The 22,487-nt window shown below is 33.7% G+C and carries 24 protein-coding genes; 11 read left to right on the top strand and 13 right to left on the bottom strand.

Features of this window, described 5'->3' with window-relative positions; genetic code table 11:
* Window positions 1-134 precede the first annotated feature (134 nt).
* Window positions 135-536, top strand: coding sequence for a response regulator (locus tag EZ428_RS06680; protein ID WP_131552312.1), 402 nt, complete (start codon window positions 135-137; stop codon window positions 534-536).
* A gap of 9 nt (window positions 537-545) precedes the next feature.
* Here the strand turns inward: EZ428_RS06680 and EZ428_RS06675 are convergent, their stop codons facing one another.
* Window positions 546-1,310, bottom strand: a complete 765-nt coding sequence (locus EZ428_RS06675) for an MBL fold metallo-hydrolase (RefSeq protein WP_131552480.1) — start codon at window positions 1,308-1,310, stop codon at window positions 546-548.
* A gap of 128 nt (window positions 1,311-1,438) precedes the next feature.
* Between EZ428_RS06675 and recJ the strand changes: the two genes are divergently transcribed.
* From recJ to EZ428_RS06650, 5 genes are all read left to right on the top strand, one after another.
* On the top strand, window positions 1,439-3,139 hold the full coding sequence (gene recJ / locus EZ428_RS06670; protein WP_131552311.1) for a single-stranded-DNA-specific exonuclease RecJ: 1,701 nt from the start codon (window positions 1,439-1,441) through the stop codon (window positions 3,137-3,139).
* 67 nt (window positions 3,140-3,206) lie between these two features.
* Window positions 3,207-3,941, top strand: coding sequence for an LPS export ABC transporter ATP-binding protein (gene lptB, locus EZ428_RS06665; protein ID WP_131552310.1), 735 nt, complete (start codon window positions 3,207-3,209; stop codon window positions 3,939-3,941).
* 7 nt (window positions 3,942-3,948) lie between these two features.
* Window positions 3,949-5,457, top strand: coding sequence for a GH3 auxin-responsive promoter family protein (locus EZ428_RS06660; protein WP_131552309.1), 1,509 nt, complete (start codon window positions 3,949-3,951; stop codon window positions 5,455-5,457).
* Window positions 5,458-5,497: 40 nt separating this feature from the next.
* Window positions 5,498-5,905, top strand: a complete 408-nt coding sequence (locus tag EZ428_RS06655; protein ID WP_165501721.1) for a YkvA family protein — start codon at window positions 5,498-5,500, stop codon at window positions 5,903-5,905.
* Between the two features lie 63 nt (window positions 5,906-5,968).
* Window positions 5,969-6,397, top strand: coding sequence for a CBS domain-containing protein (locus tag EZ428_RS06650; RefSeq protein WP_131552307.1), 429 nt, complete (start codon window positions 5,969-5,971; stop codon window positions 6,395-6,397).
* 51 nt (window positions 6,398-6,448) lie between these two features.
* On the opposite strand, the gene EZ428_RS06645 is transcribed toward EZ428_RS06650, so the two are convergent.
* From EZ428_RS06645 to EZ428_RS06625, 5 genes are all read right to left on the bottom strand, one after another.
* Complete coding sequence (locus EZ428_RS06645) at window positions 6,449-6,847, bottom strand: bactofilin family protein (RefSeq protein WP_131552306.1); 399 nt, start codon at window positions 6,845-6,847, stop codon at window positions 6,449-6,451.
* Window position 6,848: 1 nt separating this feature from the next.
* Window positions 6,849-7,688: a M23 family metallopeptidase gene (locus EZ428_RS06640; protein WP_131552305.1), complete on the bottom strand. Its 840-nt coding sequence runs from the start codon at window positions 7,686-7,688 to the stop codon at window positions 6,849-6,851.
* 152 nt (window positions 7,689-7,840) lie between these two features.
* A complete protein-coding gene (locus tag EZ428_RS06635; protein WP_225871008.1) occupies window positions 7,841-9,295 on the bottom strand; it encodes a M28 family peptidase in 1,455 nt (484 codons plus the stop codon).
* A 61-nt stretch (window positions 9,296-9,356) separates the two neighbouring features.
* Window positions 9,357-10,430, bottom strand: a complete 1,074-nt coding sequence (locus EZ428_RS06630) for a TerC family protein (RefSeq protein WP_131552304.1) — start codon at window positions 10,428-10,430, stop codon at window positions 9,357-9,359.
* On the bottom strand, window positions 10,430-11,401 hold the full coding sequence (locus EZ428_RS06625; protein WP_131552303.1) for a polyprenyl synthetase family protein: 972 nt from the start codon (window positions 11,399-11,401) through the stop codon (window positions 10,430-10,432). The genes EZ428_RS06630 and EZ428_RS06625 overlap by 1 nt, the downstream gene beginning before the upstream one ends.
* Before the next feature lie 70 nt (window positions 11,402-11,471).
* Between EZ428_RS06625 and EZ428_RS06620 the strand changes: the two genes are divergently transcribed.
* The 3 genes from EZ428_RS06620 to EZ428_RS06610 all read left to right on the top strand — a co-directional run bounded on the left by EZ428_RS06620 (window position 11,472) and on the right by EZ428_RS06610 (window position 13,583).
* Window positions 11,472-12,461, top strand: a complete 990-nt coding sequence (locus EZ428_RS06620) for an alpha/beta hydrolase (protein ID WP_131552302.1) — start codon at window positions 11,472-11,474, stop codon at window positions 12,459-12,461.
* Between the two features lie 20 nt (window positions 12,462-12,481).
* Entirely contained in the window at window positions 12,482-12,862 is a 381-nt protein-coding gene (locus EZ428_RS06615) for a PH domain-containing protein (protein ID WP_131552301.1), read from the top strand.
* Between the two features lie 247 nt (window positions 12,863-13,109).
* Complete coding sequence (locus EZ428_RS06610; protein ID WP_131552300.1) at window positions 13,110-13,583, top strand: YdeI/OmpD-associated family protein; 474 nt, start codon at window positions 13,110-13,112, stop codon at window positions 13,581-13,583.
* 57 nt (window positions 13,584-13,640) lie between these two features.
* Here EZ428_RS06610 and EZ428_RS06605 read toward each other — a convergent pair whose 3' ends face one another.
* Together EZ428_RS06605 and EZ428_RS06600 are read right to left on the bottom strand one after the other, a co-directional pair.
* Window positions 13,641-14,324, bottom strand: coding sequence for a LytR/AlgR family response regulator transcription factor (locus EZ428_RS06605; protein ID WP_131552299.1), 684 nt, complete (start codon window positions 14,322-14,324; stop codon window positions 13,641-13,643).
* Window positions 14,321-15,385, bottom strand: a complete 1,065-nt coding sequence (locus tag EZ428_RS06600; RefSeq protein WP_131552298.1) for a sensor histidine kinase — start codon at window positions 15,383-15,385, stop codon at window positions 14,321-14,323. Before EZ428_RS06600 ends, EZ428_RS06605 begins: the two co-directional genes overlap by 4 nt.
* A 177-nt stretch (window positions 15,386-15,562) precedes the next feature.
* Here EZ428_RS06600 and EZ428_RS06595 point away from each other — a divergent pair, with 177 nt between their 5' ends.
* Together EZ428_RS06595 and EZ428_RS06590 are read left to right on the top strand one after the other, a co-directional pair.
* The gene (locus tag EZ428_RS06595) at window positions 15,563-16,651 is read left to right on the top strand and encodes a TlpA disulfide reductase family protein (protein ID WP_131552297.1); all 1,089 of its coding nucleotides are present in this window, start codon (window positions 15,563-15,565) and stop codon (window positions 16,649-16,651) included.
* Window positions 16,652-16,712: 61 nt separating this feature from the next.
* Complete coding sequence (locus EZ428_RS06590) at window positions 16,713-17,363, top strand: hypothetical protein (RefSeq protein WP_131552296.1); 651 nt, start codon at window positions 16,713-16,715, stop codon at window positions 17,361-17,363.
* Between the two features lie 13 nt (window positions 17,364-17,376).
* Here the strand turns inward: EZ428_RS06590 and EZ428_RS06585 are convergent, their stop codons facing one another.
* From EZ428_RS06585 to EZ428_RS06565, 5 genes are all read right to left on the bottom strand, one after another.
* Window positions 17,377-18,792, bottom strand: coding sequence for an MBL fold metallo-hydrolase (locus EZ428_RS06585; RefSeq protein WP_131552295.1), 1,416 nt, complete (start codon window positions 18,790-18,792; stop codon window positions 17,377-17,379).
* 170 nt (window positions 18,793-18,962) lie between these two features.
* Window positions 18,963-19,979: an asparaginase gene (locus EZ428_RS06580; protein ID WP_131552294.1), complete on the bottom strand. Its 1,017-nt coding sequence runs from the start codon at window positions 19,977-19,979 to the stop codon at window positions 18,963-18,965.
* A gap of 101 nt (window positions 19,980-20,080) precedes the next feature.
* A complete protein-coding gene (locus EZ428_RS06575; RefSeq protein WP_131552293.1) occupies window positions 20,081-20,458 on the bottom strand; it encodes a GxxExxY protein in 378 nt (125 codons plus the stop codon).
* A gap of 124 nt (window positions 20,459-20,582) precedes the next feature.
* Complete coding sequence (locus EZ428_RS06570; RefSeq protein WP_205945614.1) at window positions 20,583-21,350, bottom strand: TatD family hydrolase; 768 nt, start codon at window positions 21,348-21,350, stop codon at window positions 20,583-20,585.
* Between the two features lie 97 nt (window positions 21,351-21,447).
* The gene (locus EZ428_RS06565; protein ID WP_131552291.1) at window positions 21,448-22,440 is read right to left on the bottom strand and encodes an FKBP-type peptidyl-prolyl cis-trans isomerase; all 993 of its coding nucleotides are present in this window, start codon (window positions 22,438-22,440) and stop codon (window positions 21,448-21,450) included.
* Between the last annotated feature and the right edge of the window lie 47 nt (window positions 22,441-22,487).

The raw sequence follows: 22,487 nt of genomic DNA, 5'->3' as shown, positions 1-22,487 counted from the left end.
ATCTTAACAAAATAGATTAAAAGACCTGATATTTATCAGGTCTTTTTTGTTTTAAATACATATTGTAAATACCACTTTCAATATCTAACTTTAAAACATTAAGAAAAGGTCTTCTTATTTACACAAAACGCTCAATGCTAGATAGTAAGATAAATTTATTGGTAATTGATGATGATGATATCAATATATTTATCATTAAGAAAATTGTCGAAAAAACCGGTTTCGAGATTAATATGGTAGCTAAGAGCAATGGAAAATTAGCCATAGATTACCTTGAAGAGGTAACCGCTCAAAATGCTGCATTTCCCCATTTAATTTTAATAGACATTAATATGCCGGTTATGAATGGCTGGGAGTTTATTGAAGCTTATGAGCAATTAGATTTTAAGAAAGATGCCGACCTTTATATTCTCTCTTCTTCTGTTTATGAAAACGACATAGAAAAAACAAAAAGTTATAAGTCTGTTAAAGGCTTTATCTCTAAACCTCTTTCTATGGAGCGTTTAACAGAATTGATTAAAGCAATTAAACCTTAGGCATTTAATTTAAACTATCTTATATCTATCTCCATCTTGTTCGATAAAAGCTTGGCTTTTAGATTTAGAATGGTAAAATAGGCACTTCCAATTTTCGGCTACCGCTTTTTGTCCAAATTCTTCTCTTAATTCCATAGCCTTACGCCCATCAAAATCGTATTTGGCAATAAATTTCCTAATCAATTCTTCTGGTTCTGGCAAAACATCGCCACCAAAAAAGACTTTATCCTCTCCATCATCAATTAAAAAAACTTGATGAAATGGACAATGGGCACCAGTTAACTCATAACTGATTTCATTTGTTAATTGACCCGAGCCTTCTATCAATTTAATTTGGGCATTACGCTGAATAAAATCAAATATCTCGGTATGGTATGATGATGAAGTACTTGAGAATGCAGTTTCCCACTCTCCTCTTTGCATAACATAAGTAGCATCCGGGAAACTCAGTTCCATTTTACCATTGTAGTCATGCACCATTCCGCCCGAGTGGTCGAAATGTAAATGCGACATTAAAACCATCGTTACATCATCTGGGTTAAAGCCTGCTTTTTTTATGTTTTCATGCAAGTACAATTTACCATCGGCATTGCTATAACCTAGTCCAGTATCTAATAAAATCAATTCATTTTTAAGCTTTACCAAAAATGGTTGCACATGAATAAACAAGGAAGCTGGCCTGTCTTTAGGATTATCTTTTGTTGGGTCAAACGGAACAAATTTCTTGGAAATATCTACTGAATAAGAACCTTCATGTAATGTGTAAACTTGCAAAGACATAGCTATTTTTTGGAAAGAAATTAAATGATATATTTACGAACGGTAGTGCAAATATAAAGAACAAGAATGAACATATAGCTATGTTGCACCTACCATGACGAACCAAAAACAATACAAATTAGATGGAAAAAAGATGGGCACTGGTAGAAAAAGGTGATGATATGAAAAGTGAAGTGCTTGCCAATGAGTTAAATATAGATAAATGTTTAGCTCAAATATTAGTACAAAGAGGTATCACCAGTTTTGAAGAAGCTCGTTACTTTTTTAGACCAACATTAACTCAACTGCATGACCCTTTTTTAATGAAAGACATGGAAAAGGCAATCGTAAGAATCACTTCTGCCCTACAAAACCAAGAAAGGATAATGGTTTATGGAGATTATGATGTTGATGGAACTACTTCAGTTGCTTTAACCTATAGCTTTTTTAGTCAGTTTACAAGCGAAATTGCTTATTACATTCCCGATAGACATAAAGAGGGTTATGGCATCTCTACCACTGGAATTGACTTTGCCAAAGCAAATGGATTCACTTTAATTATCGCTTTAGATTGTGGTATTCGCTCAGTTGATAAAATTGCTTATGCCAATTCATTAGACGTTGATTTTATTATTTGCGACCACCATTTACCAGGAGAAGAATTACCAAATGCAATTGCCGTTTTAGACCCGAAAAGAAAAGACTGCGAATATCCATTTAAAGAATTATCTGGCTGCGGAATTGGATTTAAATTAGCTCAGGCCTATTGCCAAGCTAATGATTTACCCGAAAAAATGTATAAGCAATACCTTGATTTATGTATGGTTAGTATTGCTGCAGATATTGTTCCTATAGTTGATGAGAATAGGATAATGGCCCATTTTGGATTGATAAAATTAAATGAGAATCCTTGTTGTGGCTTAAAGGCTTTAATGCAAATCTCTGGTAAAACAGAAACATATTCTATCATGGATGTGGTGTTTTTATTGGCGCCACGTATTAATGCCGCAGGGCGGATGGGTGATGCAAAAGATGCGGTAAAAGTTTTATTAAGCGATGAAGTTATATTAGCAGATGAGCAAAGTTTATTTATCAATTCACAAAATACAGATAGAAAGTCTTTCGACCAGAACATAACACTGGAAGCCTTGGCAATTATTGAGCAAAGTGAAGTTTTAATTAACCGAAAAACTACAGTTGTTTATCAGCAAGACTGGAATAAAGGCGTTATTGGAATTGTGGCATCAAGATTAACAGAAAAATATTATCGTCCTACTATTGTTTTAACTGAATCTAATGGTAATTATACAGGCTCGGCACGTTCTGTAGCTGGTTACGATTTGTATGAAGCCTTACTCTCTTGCAGTGATTTATTAGAACAATTTGGTGGTCATAAATACGCAGCTGGCTTAACCATAAAACCAGAAAATCTAATTCCTTTTTCTGATAAATTTGAAAGTGTAGTTTCATCTACTATTACCGATGACTTACTTACACCAGAGATAATTGTTGATTGCGAGATTGATTTGGTACAAATTGACGCGAAATTTTACCGCATTTTACTGCAAATGGCGCCATTCGGACCACAAAATATGGCGCCTGTTTTCATAACCAAGGGGGTTACTTTAGTTGGACAAACACAAATTGTTGGTACAAAACATTTAAAACTGAGTGTAAAACAACAAAATTCAGCTATTTTTGAAACCATTGGTTTCAACTTAGGGGAATTTGAAAATTTAATAAAACCAAACAAATCTTTTTCTATTTGTTATACCATAGAAGAAAATGTTTGGAGAGATAAAAAACGTTTACAACTAAATATAAAAGGTATTAAAGTAGATTAAGGTTATGATTTCTTATTGTCAGCGTGGTAAGAAATCGTAAATCGTAAATCGTAAATCAAAAATATAAATGATTTTAAAAGCCGAAAATCTGGTTAAAAAATATAAGCAACGTACTGTTGTAAATGATGTTTCTTTTGAAGTAAGCCAAGGAGAAATTGTAGGTTTACTCGGCCCAAATGGAGCTGGAAAAACAACATCATTTTACATGATTGTAGGTTTAATTAAGCCAAATCAAGGCAATATATTTTTAGATGGCGAAGACATTACCAAAGACCCTATGTACCGTAGGGCACAAAAAGGAATTGGTTATTTAGCACAAGAAGCAAGTGTTTTCAGGAAATTGACCGTTGAAGATAATATCATGGCCATTTTAGAGATGACCACGTTAACAAAGGAAGAAAGACACGAAAAACTAGAAGAATTAATTAACGAATTTAGCTTACATAAAGTGAGAAAAAATCGTGGAGATTTACTTTCTGGTGGTGAACGTAGAAGAACAGAAATTGCTAGAGCTTTGGCTGCAAATCCTAACTTCATTTTATTGGATGAACCATTTGCAGGTGTTGATCCAATTGCTGTCGAGGAAATTCAAACTATTGTTGCTAAACTAAAAAAGAAAAACATTGGCATTTTAATTACCGACCATAATGTACAAGAGACCCTATCAATTACTGATAGAGCGTACTTACTTTTTGAAGGTAAAATTCTAGAATCAGGTACACCTGAAGTATTGGCTGCCAACGAAATGGTACGTAAAGTATATTTAGGCTCGAACTTCGTACTACGTAGAAAAAATTTATAGATACTAAATGGCAATTGTAAATTCAATTTTTACTTGGTATATGAAAAAGCGCATTCATCAGATTGAGCTTTTCATGAAGTATCCTTTAGATGTTCAGGAAGAATGGTTGCACACCTTAATCTCTAGTGCAGAAAATACAGAATGGGGTAAATTATATGACTATAAGTCTATTTTGACTGTAAGTCAATTCAAAGAACGTGTTCCTATTCAAAATTATGATACTTTAAAGCCTTACATTGAGCGTATGCTCAAAGGTGAACAGAATATTTTATGGCCATCGGAAATTAAATGGTTTGCCAAATCATCAGGCACAACAAGCGATAGGAGTAAATTTATTCCAGTTTCTGAAGAAGCCTTAGAAGAATGCCATTTTAAGGGCGGCAAAGATATGATTTCTATCTATTGCAATAATCGCCCAGGCACTCAAATGTTTACTGGTAAGGGCCTGGTTTTAGGGGGTAGTCATCAAATTAATCAGCTTTGCGATGATATACATTATGGCGACCTTTCAGCTGTACTGATTAAAAACCTACCAATGTGGGCAGAATATTACAGAACACCAGATATTTCTATCGCCTTGATGGATAATTACGAAGAAAAGATGGATAAGATGGCAGAAGCTACCATTAAAGAAAACGTAACTAATATTTCTGGTGTACCAACGTGGACTATCGTTTTAGCAAAAAAGGTGCTGGAAATAACAGGTAAAAAAAACCTGATAGAGGTTTGGCCTAATCTTGAATTGTATTTCCATGGCGCTGTCAACTTTACGCCATATCGTGAGCAATTTAAAGAGTTAATTCCATCAGAGAATATGTATTATTTAGAAACTTATAATGCATCTGAAGGTTTTTTTGGCATACAAGACCAAGATAATTCTGAGGAACTATTGTTGATGTTGGATTACGGAATATTTTATGAATTTCTTCCGTTAGAGAACTTGGAAGATGAAAGCCCAAAGACTTTGTCATTAGAGCAGGTTGAGCTTCATAAAAACTACGCCATTATCATTTCTACAAATGCTGGCTTATGGCGATATTTAATTGGAGATACCGTGCAATTTACTTCTCTTTCTCCTTTTAGGATTAAAATTACAGGAAGAACTAAGCATTTTATTAATGCTTTTGGTGAAGAAGTCATCATTGATAATGCAGAAAATGCCTTAACAAAAGCTTGTGCTGTAACAGGGGCCAAAGTAAAAGATTATACTGCTTGCCCTATTTATTTTAAAGGGGAAAAAGCAGGAGGACATGAATGGATCATCGAATTTGAAACGCAACCTAGCGATTTTAATAAGTTTGTGGATGTGTTAGATGAGACCTTACGCGAAATCAACTCTGATTACGATGCAAAACGCTTTAAGGACATGGCTTTATGTCGCCCTAAAGTTCATAACGCACCAGTAGATACTTTTTATAAATGGCTAAAATCTAGAGGTAAACTTGGCGGGCAGCATAAAGTACCACGTTTAGCAAACGACCGACAATATGTTGATGAAATTTTAGAACTTTTGTAAGCTAGGTATGTTTATTGATAGTTACTTAGAAACTATGGATATGAATTTCAATAAACTAAAATCAAGCTTTGATACTTTTAGCAAAATTGCTAGCACTTTGTTAAAAGACAAAAATAAAACCCTAAATAAGGTTCAGGCAGGTTTCAAAAAAGCGACCGAAAACCAAGGTGCATTGTCTAATGTTTGGGACCAATTACAGCTCCTTTTCTCTCTGGTTAAGGATTATGCCAATGGTAATTATAAATCAATATCCAAAAGCTCAATTATAGCAGTTGCAGCAGCACTGTTGTATTTCATTTCGCCATTAGATGTCATCCCTGATTTTCTTGTGGGATTAGGTTTTGTTGACGATGCCTTTATTTTAAGTCTGGTTTACAAACAAGTTGTTAAAGAATTAGACAAGTATCAACTTTGGAAGGATGGGCAGAAAAGAATAATTCATATTTAAAATAGAGCGCTTGTTTTTGATATTTTTATTAGTTAAATTTAATTAGCTAATAAACAACCAGATATGAAAACAGTCCAACAAATTTTAAACACTAAACCTATTCAGGTTTTTAGTGTAACCCCTGCTACATCTGTTTTAGATGCATTACAAATAATGACTGATAAAAACATCAGTGCTTTATTGATTATGACTGAGGATAGTTTAGTTGGCATTTTTACTGAGCGAGATTATGCTAGAAAAATTGTTTTACAGGGTAAATCATCAAAAGACACAGCCATTAGCGATGTAATGACAGCATCACCAATTACGGTTACACCTTCAGATAGCATTGAACTTTGCATGCAAATTATGACTGATAAACACATTAGGCACTTACCAATTGCAGAGGGCGAAAAAGTTGCAGGTATGGTTTCCATTGGCGATGTGGTTAAATTTATCATTGCTGATCAAAAACAAACCATATCACAGTTAGAAAGCTATATTAATAGCTAGAATTTCTGAAATTTGTGCTCGAGGAAATTATCAAATACCAAATAAACTACATTAAGACTTGGGCAAAGTAATTTTATCCTCGGTTTTAATAAGATGTTTCATTTCTAATTTACCATTGTAATTTGCTCCAAGCTCAATTTCCAGCGTTTCGGTTTTAATATCTCCATTAACTTTGCCGGTTTTCTTTATTTCAAGCTGTTGTACTTTAACATTTCCGTTAACGGTTCCATATATAATGGCAGATTTAGTATCTATGTTGCCTTCTATAACACCCTGTTCTCCTAATACAATACCTTTATCAGTTTTAACATTTCCAAAAATTTTACCATCTACTCGAATTACCGAATTGCCGATAAGTTCACCTGTTATGGTAATGTCAATTCCAATCAATGTTGAGATTTCCTGTTGATTAATATCCAGATGTTCTGTTTGCTTATTTCTTTTAAACATATTATTCGAGGGTTAAAAAAGCTCTAGGACTTATAGGTTTACCATTTTTATGAATCTCATAGTGTAAGTGCGGGCCAGTTGACCGCCCTGTTGACCCAATTTTACCTATTTTTTGTCCCACTAAAATATCTTGTCCTACCTGAACCAGAATTTTAGAAAGATGTCCGTAATAAGTTTGAAAACCGTTATGGTGATCAATCACAACACAGTTTCCATAACCACCCCTTCTTCCTGCAAAGAGAACTCTCCCATTCGCTGTACTTTTAACCGAGTTTCCAGTAGCACCCTTAATATCAAGACCTTTATGTGTTTCCGTATTTTCTCCTGTAAACGGATTTTCACGAATTCCAAATCCCGATGTAATCTCTCCAATATGAGGGTAACCTATAGGTGTATAGGTAACGTTATACAAAATTTTAGTCAAGTAGCTATCGTAATAAGAACCAATCTCCTCTACCCCTATCAAATCATTGCTTTCTTCTCCACCTACATTATCCTTAAGAATAGGTTTGATACCTCTAGCTTTTAAAAATTTATTAATCGATAACAGTTTTTGGTCAATTGATCTATATCGCTTTTTCAAAGCAATGGTGTCTATTTCTGAAAGATCTTTCTTATGCCTGATCAAATCTTGTACAAGTTTATCTTTTGAAGATTGCAATAAATTTTTAGAATAGTTAAGATAACCAATGATAACAGCAAGCAAAACAAACAATGCAATTAAGCCCAAAAAATATTTTTTCCAATGCTCTACATATGTGCTTGGAATTTGAATGGGCTTTCCAGCACTTTGATTTTTATTAACAAAAATAACTGTCGTTTTAGCCTTTTCTCTGGCCATAATTTTCAATAAGGGATTTGCTTGGTTTTACAAATATATCATTTAACACAATATACAAGAGTAATTCATCAAACAATGTCCAATTTTGATGTAACGCATTTATTAATAAATTGTTAACTAACCTTCACATCAATGAAATCATCAACCAATAACTAGTCCTTCCACCTCCATTCGCCAGCAATTTTTAAAGGCTCTTTTAAATTTTGTGCTCTTAAAAACGCTTCTAAATCAACTTCGTTTTGTTTGCCTACCGGAATTTTTGGTGTATTAGCTAAAGCATAAGTCTGCATCGCAGAGAAACGAACAGTGTTTTTCATTCCTTGCTCATCAACTAACTTAAACGTATCTCCATCAGAATGATAATACGGACCAGAATTATTTGGCAATCTACCACCTGCACCACCGCCTGTTGTTATACCTTCTAACATAAATGGTTGGTGGTCGCTATGCAAACCAGCCCCAGACTGTATTAAGTTCTTATAAGCAGTATCAATCTTTGTAATTTGCTCGCCCCATCCTCTTAATAAAGGTTCCATTTCTTTTCTAGTGGTCGAAAATCCCTTTGGATCATTAGTCATGTCGTAATTTAACATGTAACTAATCTGGTCTATAGTTTTATCTTTTTTAGCTTGTGCTACGTAAGCTTTAGAACCTAATAAACCTTGCTCCTCGCCCATAAATAACACAAATTCAACTGTTCTTTTGGTGCTTAAGTTTAGCTTTTTAAAAGTACGAGCCATATCCAAAATCGAGAATGAACCTATTCCATTATCTATAGCCCCTGTTGCTAAGTCCCAGCTATCTAGATGACCGCCAACTACTATTTTCTCTTTCGGAAATTCAGTTCCTTTAAGCGTTGCGATTACGTTACGAGCTTTAATTAATCCAGAGAAATTAGTCATTGCAATTGAGGCAATTTGATCTCCTGCTTTTAATTTTTCTTTCAATGCCATTCCACTTTCTAAACCAATACATACTGCAGGAATTGGAATTAATTTACCCGTTACAGAAGCTGTTCCTGTTAACAAGACACCATTTTTAACAGTGTTGATGATAATGACACCAATAGCACCATGTGAAGTTGCTATTGCAGTTTTCTCAGAGCGATGTAATGAACCTGTACCTTTTGGGGAACCCGGTAAAACGCCTAAATAAATCAAAGCTATTTTCCCTTTTACCTTATCGCCCAATGGCAAATAATCTGCTTCTAATCCATTGCCAACATCAATTAAATCTGCAGTTACATTTGCAGCAACTGGGGAGTGTGCTAGGGTCACCGCTTTTACAGGAGCTAAATCACTAGCTGTGCTTCCAATTTTTACTGAAATAGTTTTTCTGTCCCAGCTCTCCACTTCAAATGGTTGGTATTTCACATCACAACCATAAGATTTTAATAAGTTATAGGCATATTCTTCAGCTTTTGCGCCATTTGTAGAACCAGTTAACCTATGGCCAATTGTTAATGATGCATCTTTTAAAGTGCTGTAAGCTTTTGAATTAGACTGAACTTCGGCATTTATTTTTGTAAAAACCGGACCGAAATTATCTTGTGCAGTTGCAGATAAACAAAAGCTAGTAAGCGCCAATAAAAAGAAATTCTTCATCATTATTATTTTTTGATGAAAGTAAGCTTTTTTGATTGGAAGACGAATAAAAGCGACGAAATTTTTACTTTAAACGCTCTACTTCTTCTGAAGTACGTTTTACCTTTTTAGGAAATACCAATGATGCCACAATGCTTGCCGTTAAAATAAACAAGATGATCAACAAAGAATGTTCTGTTGTAAAACCCCACTCTTTTAAATAATGATGAGCGAGCATTTTTACACCAATAAAAGTCAATAAAAAAGCCAAGCCGGTTTTTAGATAATGGAATTTATGGATGATGTTAACTAGTAAAAAGAACATAGACCTTAAACCCATAATGGCGAATATGTTCGAAAAGAATACAATGTAAGCATCTTTTGTAACTGCAAAAATTGCGGGAATAGAGTCTACAGCAAAAATCAAATCAGTAAATTCTACAATTAACAACACTAAGAACAATGGGGTTAACAGCCTTTTACCATTTACCTTATGAAAAAAATTATTCCCTTCGTAACGAGGGTGAATAGCGAAAAATCTAGATGCAAACTTAACTACTGGATGTTTTTCGGTATCAATTTTATCCTCCTCGTCTTTAGAGAAGAACATTTTCATGCCAGTAAAAATTAAGAAAGCTCCAAAAACATATAAAATCCAAGAAAATTCATTAATCAAGGCAGCTCCTAAAAAAATGAAGATGAACCTCATGATAATTGCTCCTAAAATACCCCAGAATAAAACCCTATGGTAATATTTCTCTGGTACAGCAAAGGCTGAGAAAATCAGCACAATAACAAAGATATTATCTACAGAAAGGGCATATTCAATCACATAACCTGTTAGAAATTCAATTCCTAAATTCTGGTTGTAAAGCTTTAAACTCTCTTCAAAATTACCTGGAATAAGCGTAATTTGATGTTGATGCGCTTTAACGATTTGCTGCAGTTGTGCAAAATCTCTAATGCCATGTAATTCTTGCCCTTCTAAAATGAGCAAGAAATAAAAGCCCAGGGCAAGTGTCACCATAATGAAACTCATGATACCAGCTTGTTTTAAGCTTATGATGTGATCCTTTTTACTAAATAAACCTAAATCTAGCGCTAAAATAAGCACAATAAAAACCAGGAAACCACCAATGAATAATAATTCGTTCGACATTATTTTTTACGTTCTGTTGTATATCTTACCAGTTGTTCTAATCCAGTTCTCGCATCACTTTCTTCAAATTGATACAAAATATCAAAAGCTTCCTGTTGATATTCGAGCATTTTCTGATTGGCGTAATGAACCCCATCTTTGCTATTAACGAAATCTATTATTTCTTGTATTTTTTTCGGATCATCTTGATGGTTTTTCACCAAATTGATGATTCGTTTTCTTTCTGATTTTTCTACGCTATTTAAAGCATAAATTAATGGCAAGGTTACTTTTTTCTCTTTAATGTCAATTCCTAGTGGCTTACCAACATCGTCAGTTCCAAAATCGAAAGTATCATCCTTAATTTGAAAAGCGATACCTACTTTTTCTCCAAATAAGCGCATTTTCTCAACTGTTTCCTCATCGGCCCCCGCCGAAGCAGCACCACAAGCACAGCAAGACGCAATTAAAGAAGCTGTTTTCTGACGAATTACATCAAAATATAATTCCTCACTGATATCCATCCTTCTTACCTTTTCAATCTGCAACAACTCGCCCTCACTCATTTGCTGCACGGCAGTAGATACTATCTTCAACAAAGCAAACTCGCTATTGTTTACCGAAAGCAATAGGCCTTTTGCTAACAAATAATCCCCTACTAAAACGGCTATCTTATTTTTCCATAAAGCATTGATAGAAAAAAAACCTCTACGCTCGTAAGCATTATCAACTACATCATCGTGTACCAATGTTGCTGTATGTAAAAGTTCTACCAAAGCCGCTCCTCTATGTGTCGATTCGATAATGCCACCGCATAATTTTGCTGCAAAAAATACGAACATAGGTCGCATTTGTTTGCCTTTTCTTTTTACAATATAATGGGTAATGCGATTTAATAGTGGCGCATCGCTATGCATAGAATCCTTGAATTTGGCTTCAAAAGCATCAATCTCTGCGGCAATAGGTTGTTTTATCTGATTTATTCCGGGCATTCAGCTAAAAATGTGTCTACAAACTTACTTAAATTCCATTAAAACCGTATTTTTAATCAAACTTATATAGATGAAATTATTCTTAAGCATACTATTTGTCATCTTTTTGATATTGGTAATCGTTTATTTTGTTGGCCCAAAACCACTTAAACCAAAATACAACACTAAACTTCCAAGTATTCCTACTTTATCGGCCTTGCCAAATTATGTGACTAGACAAGAATCCAAGTTTAAGATTAAACCAGGTAATGAGGCTGAAATTGTTTGGGCAGATAGTACGAAACAGCAAACTGAATATGCAGTAGTTTATCTGCATGGCTTTTCTGCTTCAAAACAAGAAGGAAATCCGGCTTACGATTATTTAGCTAAAGCTTTACATGCCAATTTATATTTAGCTCGTTTGGAAGATCATGGTTTAGATACCGTTGCACCGATGCAGCATTTTACAGCCGACCGACTTTGGGAAAGTGCTAAAAAGGCTTATGCCATTGGCAAAAAACTAGGCAAAAAGGTAATTCTATTAGGTACTTCAACAGGTGGAACTTTAGCATTACAATTAGCAGCAGCCTATCCAGAAATTAACAGTCTGGTGTTAATGTCGCCAAATATTGCCATTAATGATGATAAAGCTTGGTTATTGAACAACCCTTGGGGTTTACAAATTGCTCGACAAGTTACTGGTGGTGAGGAACGAATTGTAGAAGGTAAAGACCCTATTTACAAGAAATTCTGGTATACAAATTACCGTTTAGAATCTTTGGTAGAACTAGAGGAAATGATTGAAAGCAGCATGACTCCAGAACTTTTTGCTAAAGTAAAACAACCAGTTTTAATGTTGTACTATTATAAAAGTGAAACTGAACAAGACCCTGTTGTTAAGGTAGATGCAATGTTAAAAATGTTCGATGAACTAGGAACACCTTCTGATTTAAAACAGAAAATTGCTGTCCCTAATGCAGGCAATCATGTAATTGGTTCGGCTATTACATCTAAAGACATTTTAGGAGTGGAGCATGCGATGGATGGGTTTATAGCAGAAAGACTAAAGCAAAAAAATTAAATTAAAATTTAAATAGAAAAATGGGATTATTTTCATCGTTAATGGGCAATGCAGGAGCAGTTAGCCAAGAAGAATTAAAAAAGAATTATGGTCAGTTGTTAATAAACGGTGAAGAAATTGAACTTGGCTTTAAATTAATCAGAGACACTTTTATTTTTACCAATAAGCGATTAATTCTGATAGATGTACAAGGTTTAACAGGGAGTAAAACAGAATATCTATCTGTAGCGTATAAAAGCATTTCTAAATTTAGCGTAGAAACTGCAGGAACTTTCGACTTAGAAGCTGAATTAAAAATATGGATTTCGAGCGAAACCATACCAAGCATCAAAAAGAAATTCAATAAATCTGTTAATGTATATGAGGTGCAAAATGTATTGGCACATCACGTTTTAGGATAATAATTATTCATCTATTAGTTAGTCAGAGAATTACAATATTAACTTTGTGTCTTTGCAGTTAATATTAGAAAAACAAGGGCAACATATTTTATACTGTAGTATAGTCCCGCCATACACTACCTGCCTACCGCAGTCAGGCAATCTTTTTTGTCCTTCGACAACTTGTCCCGACACTTCGGGAAGCTCAGGATGACAAAAAATATTTTCGTTACTGTCGGGTTAGATAACAAAGCCAGAACCGTAAACAATGAAACACCAATTTGAAGCAAAAATCTATAAAATAGGAATCAATTGGGCAGTTGATGTTCCTGCTTATATAACGGCTCAATTGAAACCAGAAAAAGGTTACATCAGAATTAAGGGCCAAATCAATGATTTTGATTTTATCCAAACCTTAGTTCCTGTAAAAAATTCACCTTACCGATTATTTGTAAACCTCCTCATGATGAAAGGTGGTAAAACCACTCTAGGTGAAGTTGCTGCTTTTGCGATAGAACAGAACGAAGTAGAACTGGTAAAAATGTATGCAATGCCAAAAATACTTTCAGCCATACTTGAAAAGGAAAAGTTAAATGATGATTTTAATGCACTAAGCGAAGCCAGAAAAAAAGACATCCTCAAATATTTAAGCTTTATAAAAACCGGAGAAACGATGATAAAAAATATCAATAAATTAATCGAACAGCTTAAAAGCAAACATAAAAATATAAGAATACCTTAATTCAATTTTATATTTTTTGCCTTTCCCTACCAGTATCTCATCTCCTAAACTAATCGATTATAAGTCAATCTTTAGTTGGTTTATTGCTTCTTTATAACTTTCCCCAATCGGAATTCCAACTTCGTTGATACGAATTTGATTTTTATCAATCGCTGTGATATAAGCTTGATTGATGAGATAAGACCTATGTACTCTAAAAAAATGTTTTGCTGGCAATAATTCGGTTAAATATTTCATCGTCATGTGTACTATTAAATTCCCATTATTGGTGTGCAATAGCAAATAATCTTTTATCGACTGAACATAAAAAACAGTAGCGTGTTCAACCTTCAACAATTTGCCAGAAACTTTAAAGTAAGTATAGTTTTTTTCCTCGTCTAAGATAATCGGTTGCAGTTTAAAGAATTTGGTCAAACTTTTATCAAACCTATCAATTGTTATGGGTTTCAATAAATAATCTACTGCGTCTAAGTCATAACTATCTGCAGCGTATTCTGAAAAGGCTGTTGTAAATATAACTGCAGGTGGGCTTTTAAGTGATTTTAAAAAATCAACACCATTTAACCCAGGCATTTTAACATCCAAAAACATTAAATCAATTTGCCGTTGATGTAATATTTCAAAAGCCTCAAAAGCCGTGTTGCACTTCCCTACCAATGATAAATTTTCTTTACCATTAATATACCCTTCTAAAATATCTTGCGCCAAGGGCTCATCATCAACAATTAGGCAATTAATCATCTCATTTCTAATGTTAAACTTACTTGATGAGTTTTCCCATCATTTTGTATTTCCAGTTTATGTTTTTCTGGATATAAAATTTCCAACCTTTTTTTAACATTTACCAAACCTATCCCACCTGCGCCTCCTTTATTTTTAGCTATACTATTATTAACTTCTAAAGTTAGTTCTTCTTCAGTTTTACAAATTATAATGTTCACGAAACCTTCCTTTGCTTCTTCTTCAATACCGTGTTTAAATGCATTCTCTATAAAAGGCAATAACAATAATGGACTTATTTTGCTTTTATCATCTATGCCTTGCACATCAAATTTAATGTTAATCGCAGTTCGATACCTTATATTTTCTACTTCAACATAGTTCTGAATAAATGCAATTTCATCTTTTAAAGGCACTAGATTTTCATCCGATTTATATAATATATAACGCATCATTTCGGCAAGCTTAGCTACCAATGGAGCTGTAGCTACAGATCGTTGCAATGCCAAACTATAAATGTTATTTAGTGTATTAAAAAAGAAATGAGGCTGTAATTGCGCCTTTAGATGAGTGAGTTCTGAAACTAGCTGTTGCTCTTTTAATGCTTTTAACTGTTCATCCTGTTGTACAGAATACATAAAATAAGCGAGTGAGCCTACAGCTAGAAATTCTTTTAAAACATATGCTAAACTATATCCAATTGACCTAAACCTTAAATATTTTAAGGCAGAATTTCTCAGCCCTTCTGAAAGAAAAGGTAAGTTGGAATATAATAGATTGACAGCCTTGTTATATAGAGAATAGCAGATTAAAAAGCCAACAATGAAGACAATAAACTGCCATACTTTCTTTTTTATCAATAAATGTAGTAAGATTTTATAGAAAGAATAAAAGGCAATTAAATTAGAAGTTCCATAGGCAATATTATATTCTACAGCTGATAAGTCAACACCAAAAATATGTCTTTCCCAAATGTTGTATTCGAAATCCGTAAGTATACGAAAAAGATAAAAGTATGTTAGGAAGAAGAAAAACTCGACTTTTCTATATTTATCAACCTTAAATTGTAAACGCCTTAGCATAGTAACAAGGTAAAGAAAAATTAGTGATGGAGATTTGTTTCAGTTCTATTTTCGACTAAGGGCTGGTTTTTTTCGACTAAAATTGATTTTCACTATATGTCGAATTAATAATGGTTTTAATCTAATTAGAAAAAAGAAACCATTTCCATCAATTACTTTTGGATACACAATTTTAAAATGATGACAAATCTAAAAAATCTAAGCATTTTATTTATGCTATCAATTTCTTCAGTTTCAGCTATAGCGCAAACCTTTAATATTACTGGCCAAACAACAGGAATTGATGATGGAACTTGGTTATATCTTCGGACTTCATCACCAGAAAAAACTTTAGATTCCACAAAAGTGATAAATGGGCGGTTCAAATTAGTTGGAAAAACAAATGAAAAAGTTAGCCACCTAGCTATTTATACTGCCAAATATGAAAACTATCTGTTTTTCTGGGCAGAGCAAAACACTCATTTGCAGTTAAAAAATGGAGAGTTTAAAAAAGGCATCATTACCGGTTCTAAAACACAAACACAAACTGATCTTCGTAATAAGCTTAAGGAACCAAACCGAAAATTACAAGACAGCTTAAGCCAGCTTCTCGCCAAAGAAAAAGATATTGCAACTAAAAAAGAATTGAAGGAAAAGCTGAATACCGCTAAAAATGCAGAAAAGGAATTAGATATCAAAGATGTTAGAGATAATCCAAATTCATTAATAAGTGCATATATTTTAAGTGTTTACGCCTCTACTTGGGGTAAAGAAAAATCTGCTGAACTTTACAATAACTTAAGCTCAGAAATGAAAAACACAACTTATGGCAAAACCATTAATGATTTTATAAACCTTAACCAAGAAATAAAGATTGGAGGCAAATTTGCTGATTTTGAGCAGGCTAACACTGCTGATAAAAAAATTAAACTATCAGGTATTAAAGCAAAATATATTCTATTAGAGTTTTGGGGTTCATGGTGTGGCCCTTGTAGAGAAGAAAATCCTAACTTAGTTAAAACCTATAATGCATATAAAGACAAGGGTTTCGAGATTTTAGGCGTGGCAGCCGATGATAAAAAAGAGCAATGGTTAAAAGCAATTAAAGACGATCATTTACCTTGGGAAAATGTGAGTGATTTAAAAGGAGATAAAAATGAAGCGGCCTTGATTTATGGCATCTCCGCCTACCCAACTAACTTTTTGATTGATGAAAAAGGAATTATTATAGCAAAAAACTTACGTGGAGATGCATTAAGTAAGAAATTAGCAGAATTGCTACCTTAACCATATTTTGCCTTCCTTTTAACTAAGCATGGAATTATAGCTTTCCTATCATCCACTTTATATGATAAGAAATAGAACTAAAATATTTTACCCTGCCGGATTAATTAGCCTCACTCTTTTACCTATACTTTGTATTTGGAATTTAAATAATCAAAAAGCTTTTGAAAAAATTGGCGCTTTAGAAGTTGCCTATTTTTATCATAATGAGTTAGAAGAATATAGTAATTTGCAGTCTTTTAAAGAGTTAATTTCATCAAGGAATTATACTGATATTGAATTTAGTGGCAATGAAAAAGGCGACAATATCATACTTGAATATGCAAAGGAAAAAATCACTGCATTAATCAAATTTAAAGACACAATAAATGGAGTTCATTTTAAATTTACAGAAAAAGCTAAATATTGGAATTTTGTTAAAGCAGTAGATATTTGTCAGCAAAAAAACCAATATCCCATAATGGATGGAAACAATATTTGGTTTAGCTATTATGCTCCTTTTATTGAAGAAAAAAATGATTCTGTATGGATTTGCGGAACAAATGAGGCTGCAAGAATATTTGTAGTAAAAGCAGAAAGATTAGCTGAATTTGACGAATACTTATCCAAAAAAATCAATTGTTTTATCCTTCCGCTTTTAGTTTTCTTACTAATGTGTTTCTTCAGTTTCAGAAAAATATTGCAAGAACGATTGCCTCGTCGTTCCTCCTCGTAATGACGAAATTTATCTAAACTTTCATCGCTTTGCTCGGACAAGCAAAATCAGTTCTTTTTAAGCTAGTTTCTTTAAGTGAACCATAACCACCAGCAATGTCAATCACGTTTTCTATACCACGAGCTTTTAAGATGGATGCTGCAATCATAGAGCGATAGCCACCTGCACAATGAATGTAATAAGTTTCATCAGGATTAATTTCACCTGTCCAATCGTTAATATAATCCAAAGGACGAGTTAATGTAGCTTCTAAATGTTCTGACTCATACTCTCCTGGCTTACGAACATCTAAGGCATTAATATATTCATTCGCATTCAAAACTGCTTCAAACTCATTTGCAGAAATTGATTTGATTTCATCAGTTTCTTTTCCTGTTTCTTTCCAAGCAGCAAATCCACCTGCCAAATAACCAATCGTATTATCGTATCCAACCCTTGCTAACCTGGTAATCGCTTCTTCTGCCTTGCCCTCTTCTGTAACCAATAACAATTCTTGTTTCAAGTCGGTAATTAAAGCACCAACCCAAGGCGCAAATTGTCCGTTTAAGCCAATGTTTATTGAATTTGGGATAAATCCCTTAGCAAAAACCTGAGGATCTCTTGTATCTAATATTAAAGCGCCAGTTAAATTGGCAACAGTTTCAAACTCTTTTGGTGATAAAGCAACTAAGCCCTTTTCAAAAACCTCATCAATACTTTCATAACCACCTTTATTCAACGCTACATTTTTAGCAAAATATTGTGGTGGAGGTAAAATTCCATCTGTTACTTCTTTAATGAATTGTTCTTTAGAACTTGCTTTTAAAGCGTAATTGACTTCTTTTTGGTGACCTAAGGTATCAAAGGTCTCTTTGCTCATACTTTTACCGCAAGCAGAGCCAGCACCATGAGCAGGATAAACAATTACATCATCTGCCAAAGGTTTAATCTTTGTAGTTAAGGAATCATAAAGCAAACCTGCTAAATCGTCCATCGTCAAATCGCCTTTTTGAGCCAAATCGGGTCTGCCAACATCGCCTATAAAAAGTGTATCACCAGAGAAAATACAATAGTCTTTACCGTTTGCATCTGTTAACAAATAGGTAGTGGATTCGAGCGTATGACCCGGTGTATGTAAAGTTGTAATGGTTAAATCACCAATTTTAAATTGCTCACCATCTTTAGCAATATGCGATGGAAAGTCAGTTTTTGCAGTTGGTCCGTAAACAATTGTTGCTCCAGATTTTTCTGCTAAATCTACGTGACCAGAAACAAAATCTGCGTGAAAATGAGTTTCGAAAATATATTTAATAGTTGCCCCATTTTGAGCAGCTTTTTTTAAATAAGGATTTATTTCACGTAGCGGGTCGATGATAGCAGCTTCGCCATTACTTTCTATATAATAAGCCGCTTCGGCTAAACATCCCGTATATATTTGCTCTATTTTCATTTTCCTAGTATCAAGTAGCGAGAATAAAGTATCAAGCTAAATTTATCGATCATCAAAAATAAGGTTATAAATTTAGATGTAGAATGATTTTAATCATAATTGCAGCAATTTTACTTAAACGAGATATGAGATAAGTTGCAACTTAACCAATGAACTATTGAACGAATGAACTAATTAGTTTGCTCCCCAGCAATTGAAATTTCTAACAATCGTTTTACTTCTGCTGTACTTAAATCTTGCCCTAATAAATACATCAACTTAGTAACCGCCGATTCAAAAGTTAAATCAGAACCACTTAAAATTCCCATTTTTTGTAGTTTTCTACTGGTTTCATACAAACCTAATTGTACAGAACCTCCCTTACACTGAGAAATATCCAATATGATTTTGTTGGCTTCAATAGCTTCCTTTAAACAGGTTATAAACCAAGGCGCTGTTGTTGTATTTCCTGAACCAAATGCTTCTAAAATGATTGCTGCTGCATTAGATTCTGTTATTGCCCTAACAGCATTTTCTGTTATGCCTGGATACATTTTCAACACTCCAATATTTGAGTTAAATGACGTATGAATTTGAAAAGCTTTGGTTGGAATTGGTAAAATATAGTTTGGATAAAAATCTAAATTCACTCCTGCCTCTGCCAAAATTGGATAATTTGGCGATGCAAATGCTTCGAATTTTTCTGAGTTATATTTAATGGAACGATTTCCTCTAAAAAGCTGATAATCGAAATAAATACATACTTCAGGAACCATGGCGTTACCATCTTTTTTAGTCGCCGCTATTTCTAAAGCCGTTATTAAATTCTCTTTTGCATCGGTTCTAATCTCTCCTATAGGTAATTGAGAACCTGTTAAAATAACTGGCTTAGCCAAATTTTGCAACATAAAGCTCAAGGCAGATGCAGTGAAAGACATGGTATCTGAACCATGTAAAATCACGAATCCATCAAAGGCATCATATTTTTCTTTAATTAACTCTGCTAGTTCTGCCCAAACTTCTGGGTTCATATTTGATGAATCTAGAATTGGGTCGAAAGAGTGAACAGAAAGTTGGTAATCTAATCTGGCTAATTCTGGCACATTATCCTGAATTTGTTCAAAATCAAATGGAATTAAAGTACCTGTTTTAGCATCATTAACCATCCCGATGGTACCGCCAGTGTAGATAATAAGAATTTTGGTCATACAGTTCAAAGATATAGATTTTTACCACAGAGAAAAGGAGAATTTAGAGTGGGATAACCGCAAAGAGCGCTAAGTTTTCCGCAAAGAATAAGAGGAAAGTTCTAGAGTTGATTAACTACTCGCTTTAATCCGTCCTTTAACCTAAATGTATTAAAGTTCATGAGTAAACCTAATTTATAATTACCTAATTTTAGATAGGTAAGTGTCTGCGCTAAATGAACATTGCTCAACGTATCTAACCTTTTCAATTCTAGCACTAATTTGCGTTCTACTAGAATATCTATTTTGTATCCACAATCCAGCTTAACATCCTCATAAACAACTGGCATTACTTTTTCCTTCTCTACAAAAAGTCCTGATTGATTTATCTTATGGAAAAGACATTCTTTATAAACGTTTTCTAGAAGACCTGGACCAAGTACTGTGTGTACCCCAATTGCAATTCCAATAATCTCATTTGACAATTCATTTTCATCCATTTCCCAATTTACAAATAAAAATTAACTAACTGATTATAAATACATTAAGTTAATCAATACTTAACAAAATTTCTTTTAACTTCATTTTCTTCGCGAAATCTTTTTGTCTTTGCGGTTAAAAAACTTAAACCCCAAATATCCTCCTCGAATTCTCCGTAGTAATCTCTGCCACCTCTTCTAAACTTACCTTATAAATATCAGCTACTTTTTGAGCGATGTGAATTAAATAACTACTTTCATTTGGTTTACCACGAAATGGAACTGGAGTTAAATATGGCGAATCAGTTTCTAATACAATATCCTTTAATGGAATGTCTTCCAATACTAAATCTAATCCAGCTTTTTTGTAAGTAACTACACCACCAATACCTAAATAAAACCCCAAATCTATTGCTCTTTTACCTTGTGCTAAATTCCCTGTAAAACAATGAAAAATCCCTCTTAACTTTTCATCCTTCATTTCATCTAGAACTTCGAAAGTTTCATCAAAGGCTTCACGGCAGTGGATAACTATTGGTAAACCTAAATCTTTAGCCCAATTAATTTGTTGCTTAAAGGCATCTTGCTGTATAGCTAAAGTAGTTTTATCCCAATATAAATCGATGCCAATTTCGCCTATGGCATAAATTTTTCTATCCCCTATGCTATTATAAATTAAAGGCAGTTGAGTTAAGTAATCTTCTTTTACATCGCAAGGGTGCAAGCCAGCCATCGCAAAACAATTTTCAGGATATTTTGCAACCAAATTATCAATCATCTCAATAGATTTCACATCTACATTTGGAAGGAAGAGTCGTTTTACATCAAAGGCAAAACACCTATCCATTAATAATGCTTGTTTTTCTAAATCGGTTTCGTAATATAAATGGGTGTGGGTATCTGTTAAAAGCATATACAAAGGTATTTTTATTTCTCAGCATTGCTGAAAATTGGGCACAAAAAAAACCCTGCTCCAATAAGAACAAGGTTTAATATTTTAATTAATTTGATTATGGTTTTGTTGACACAACTGGTGCTACTGGAGCAGGTGGCGCTGGCTGACCTTTGATGATGTTTACTACTTCTACATCGAAAACAACTGGTGCATACGGACCAATACCGCCTTGTGGACTACCTTGTTCTCCCCATCCTAATTTAGATGGAATAACAACTGTAATTTTACCACCCTTACCAATTAAAGTTAAAGCTTCTGTGAAACCTGGAACAGTTTGTCCTTGTACCATTTTAGTTGGCCCATAAGGTTTGCCTGGCTGTAATTTGCCTGCTTCTTTTGCTTTTTTCTCATCGCTAGTATCAAATAACTTATATTTTCCTTTAGCATCTTTTTTAGTTAATGTTCCAGTGTAATTTAATAATACTGTGTCACCCATAGCCGGTCTATCGGCACTACCAGGAGCAGTAATTACATAATTTAAACCACTTGGAGTTGTTTTAACTTTTAAGTCGTTATCAGCAATGTAAGTTTTGATTTTTCCTTCTTCAGCATTTTTAATTTTGTCAATTGTAGTTTTATAATCTGCTTGGAAAAATTCACCTGCTCTTTTTTGGAAAACTGAATCTGCCTCACCTGCTTTTTTAGCTACTACTTTTTCAATTTTAACTGTAAAAGTGATGTATTTATCATTTTTAAATTGCTCTGGTTTAGGATTTTTAGTGTAAAAAGCCATGGTATCCAAGTTCACTTTAAAAGTTGCACTATCTCCTTCACCAAACATTAATAAAACATCATTAATATCACCAGCATAAGTTTTTGCTTGAACCGGGAATATTTGTGCCATTTCGTTATCATAAGTGCTAGCTAAAACTGAATCTTTATCGTTTTTCTGTACAAAGTTCATTTTAATTGCATCACCTACTTTAATTTTTTCTTTTCCTTCAGAATGATGAATTGTATACAACAAACCTCCTGGACCTTTTTTCTCTCTGTTGCAAGAAGCTAAGCCTAATGTAGCCGCTAAAAGAATTACTAAACTTTTTTTCATTATGTTTTATTTGTTTTTAATTTGGTTGAAGAGCTTTCTGCTCATCT

Source organism: Pedobacter frigiditerrae, assembly GCF_004331645.1.
GTDB lineage: Bacteria > Bacteroidota > Bacteroidia > Sphingobacteriales > Sphingobacteriaceae > Pedobacter > Pedobacter frigiditerrae.
Note: the sequence above shows the minus strand (reverse complement) of the source record. Positions and strands in the feature narration are given on the sequence as shown.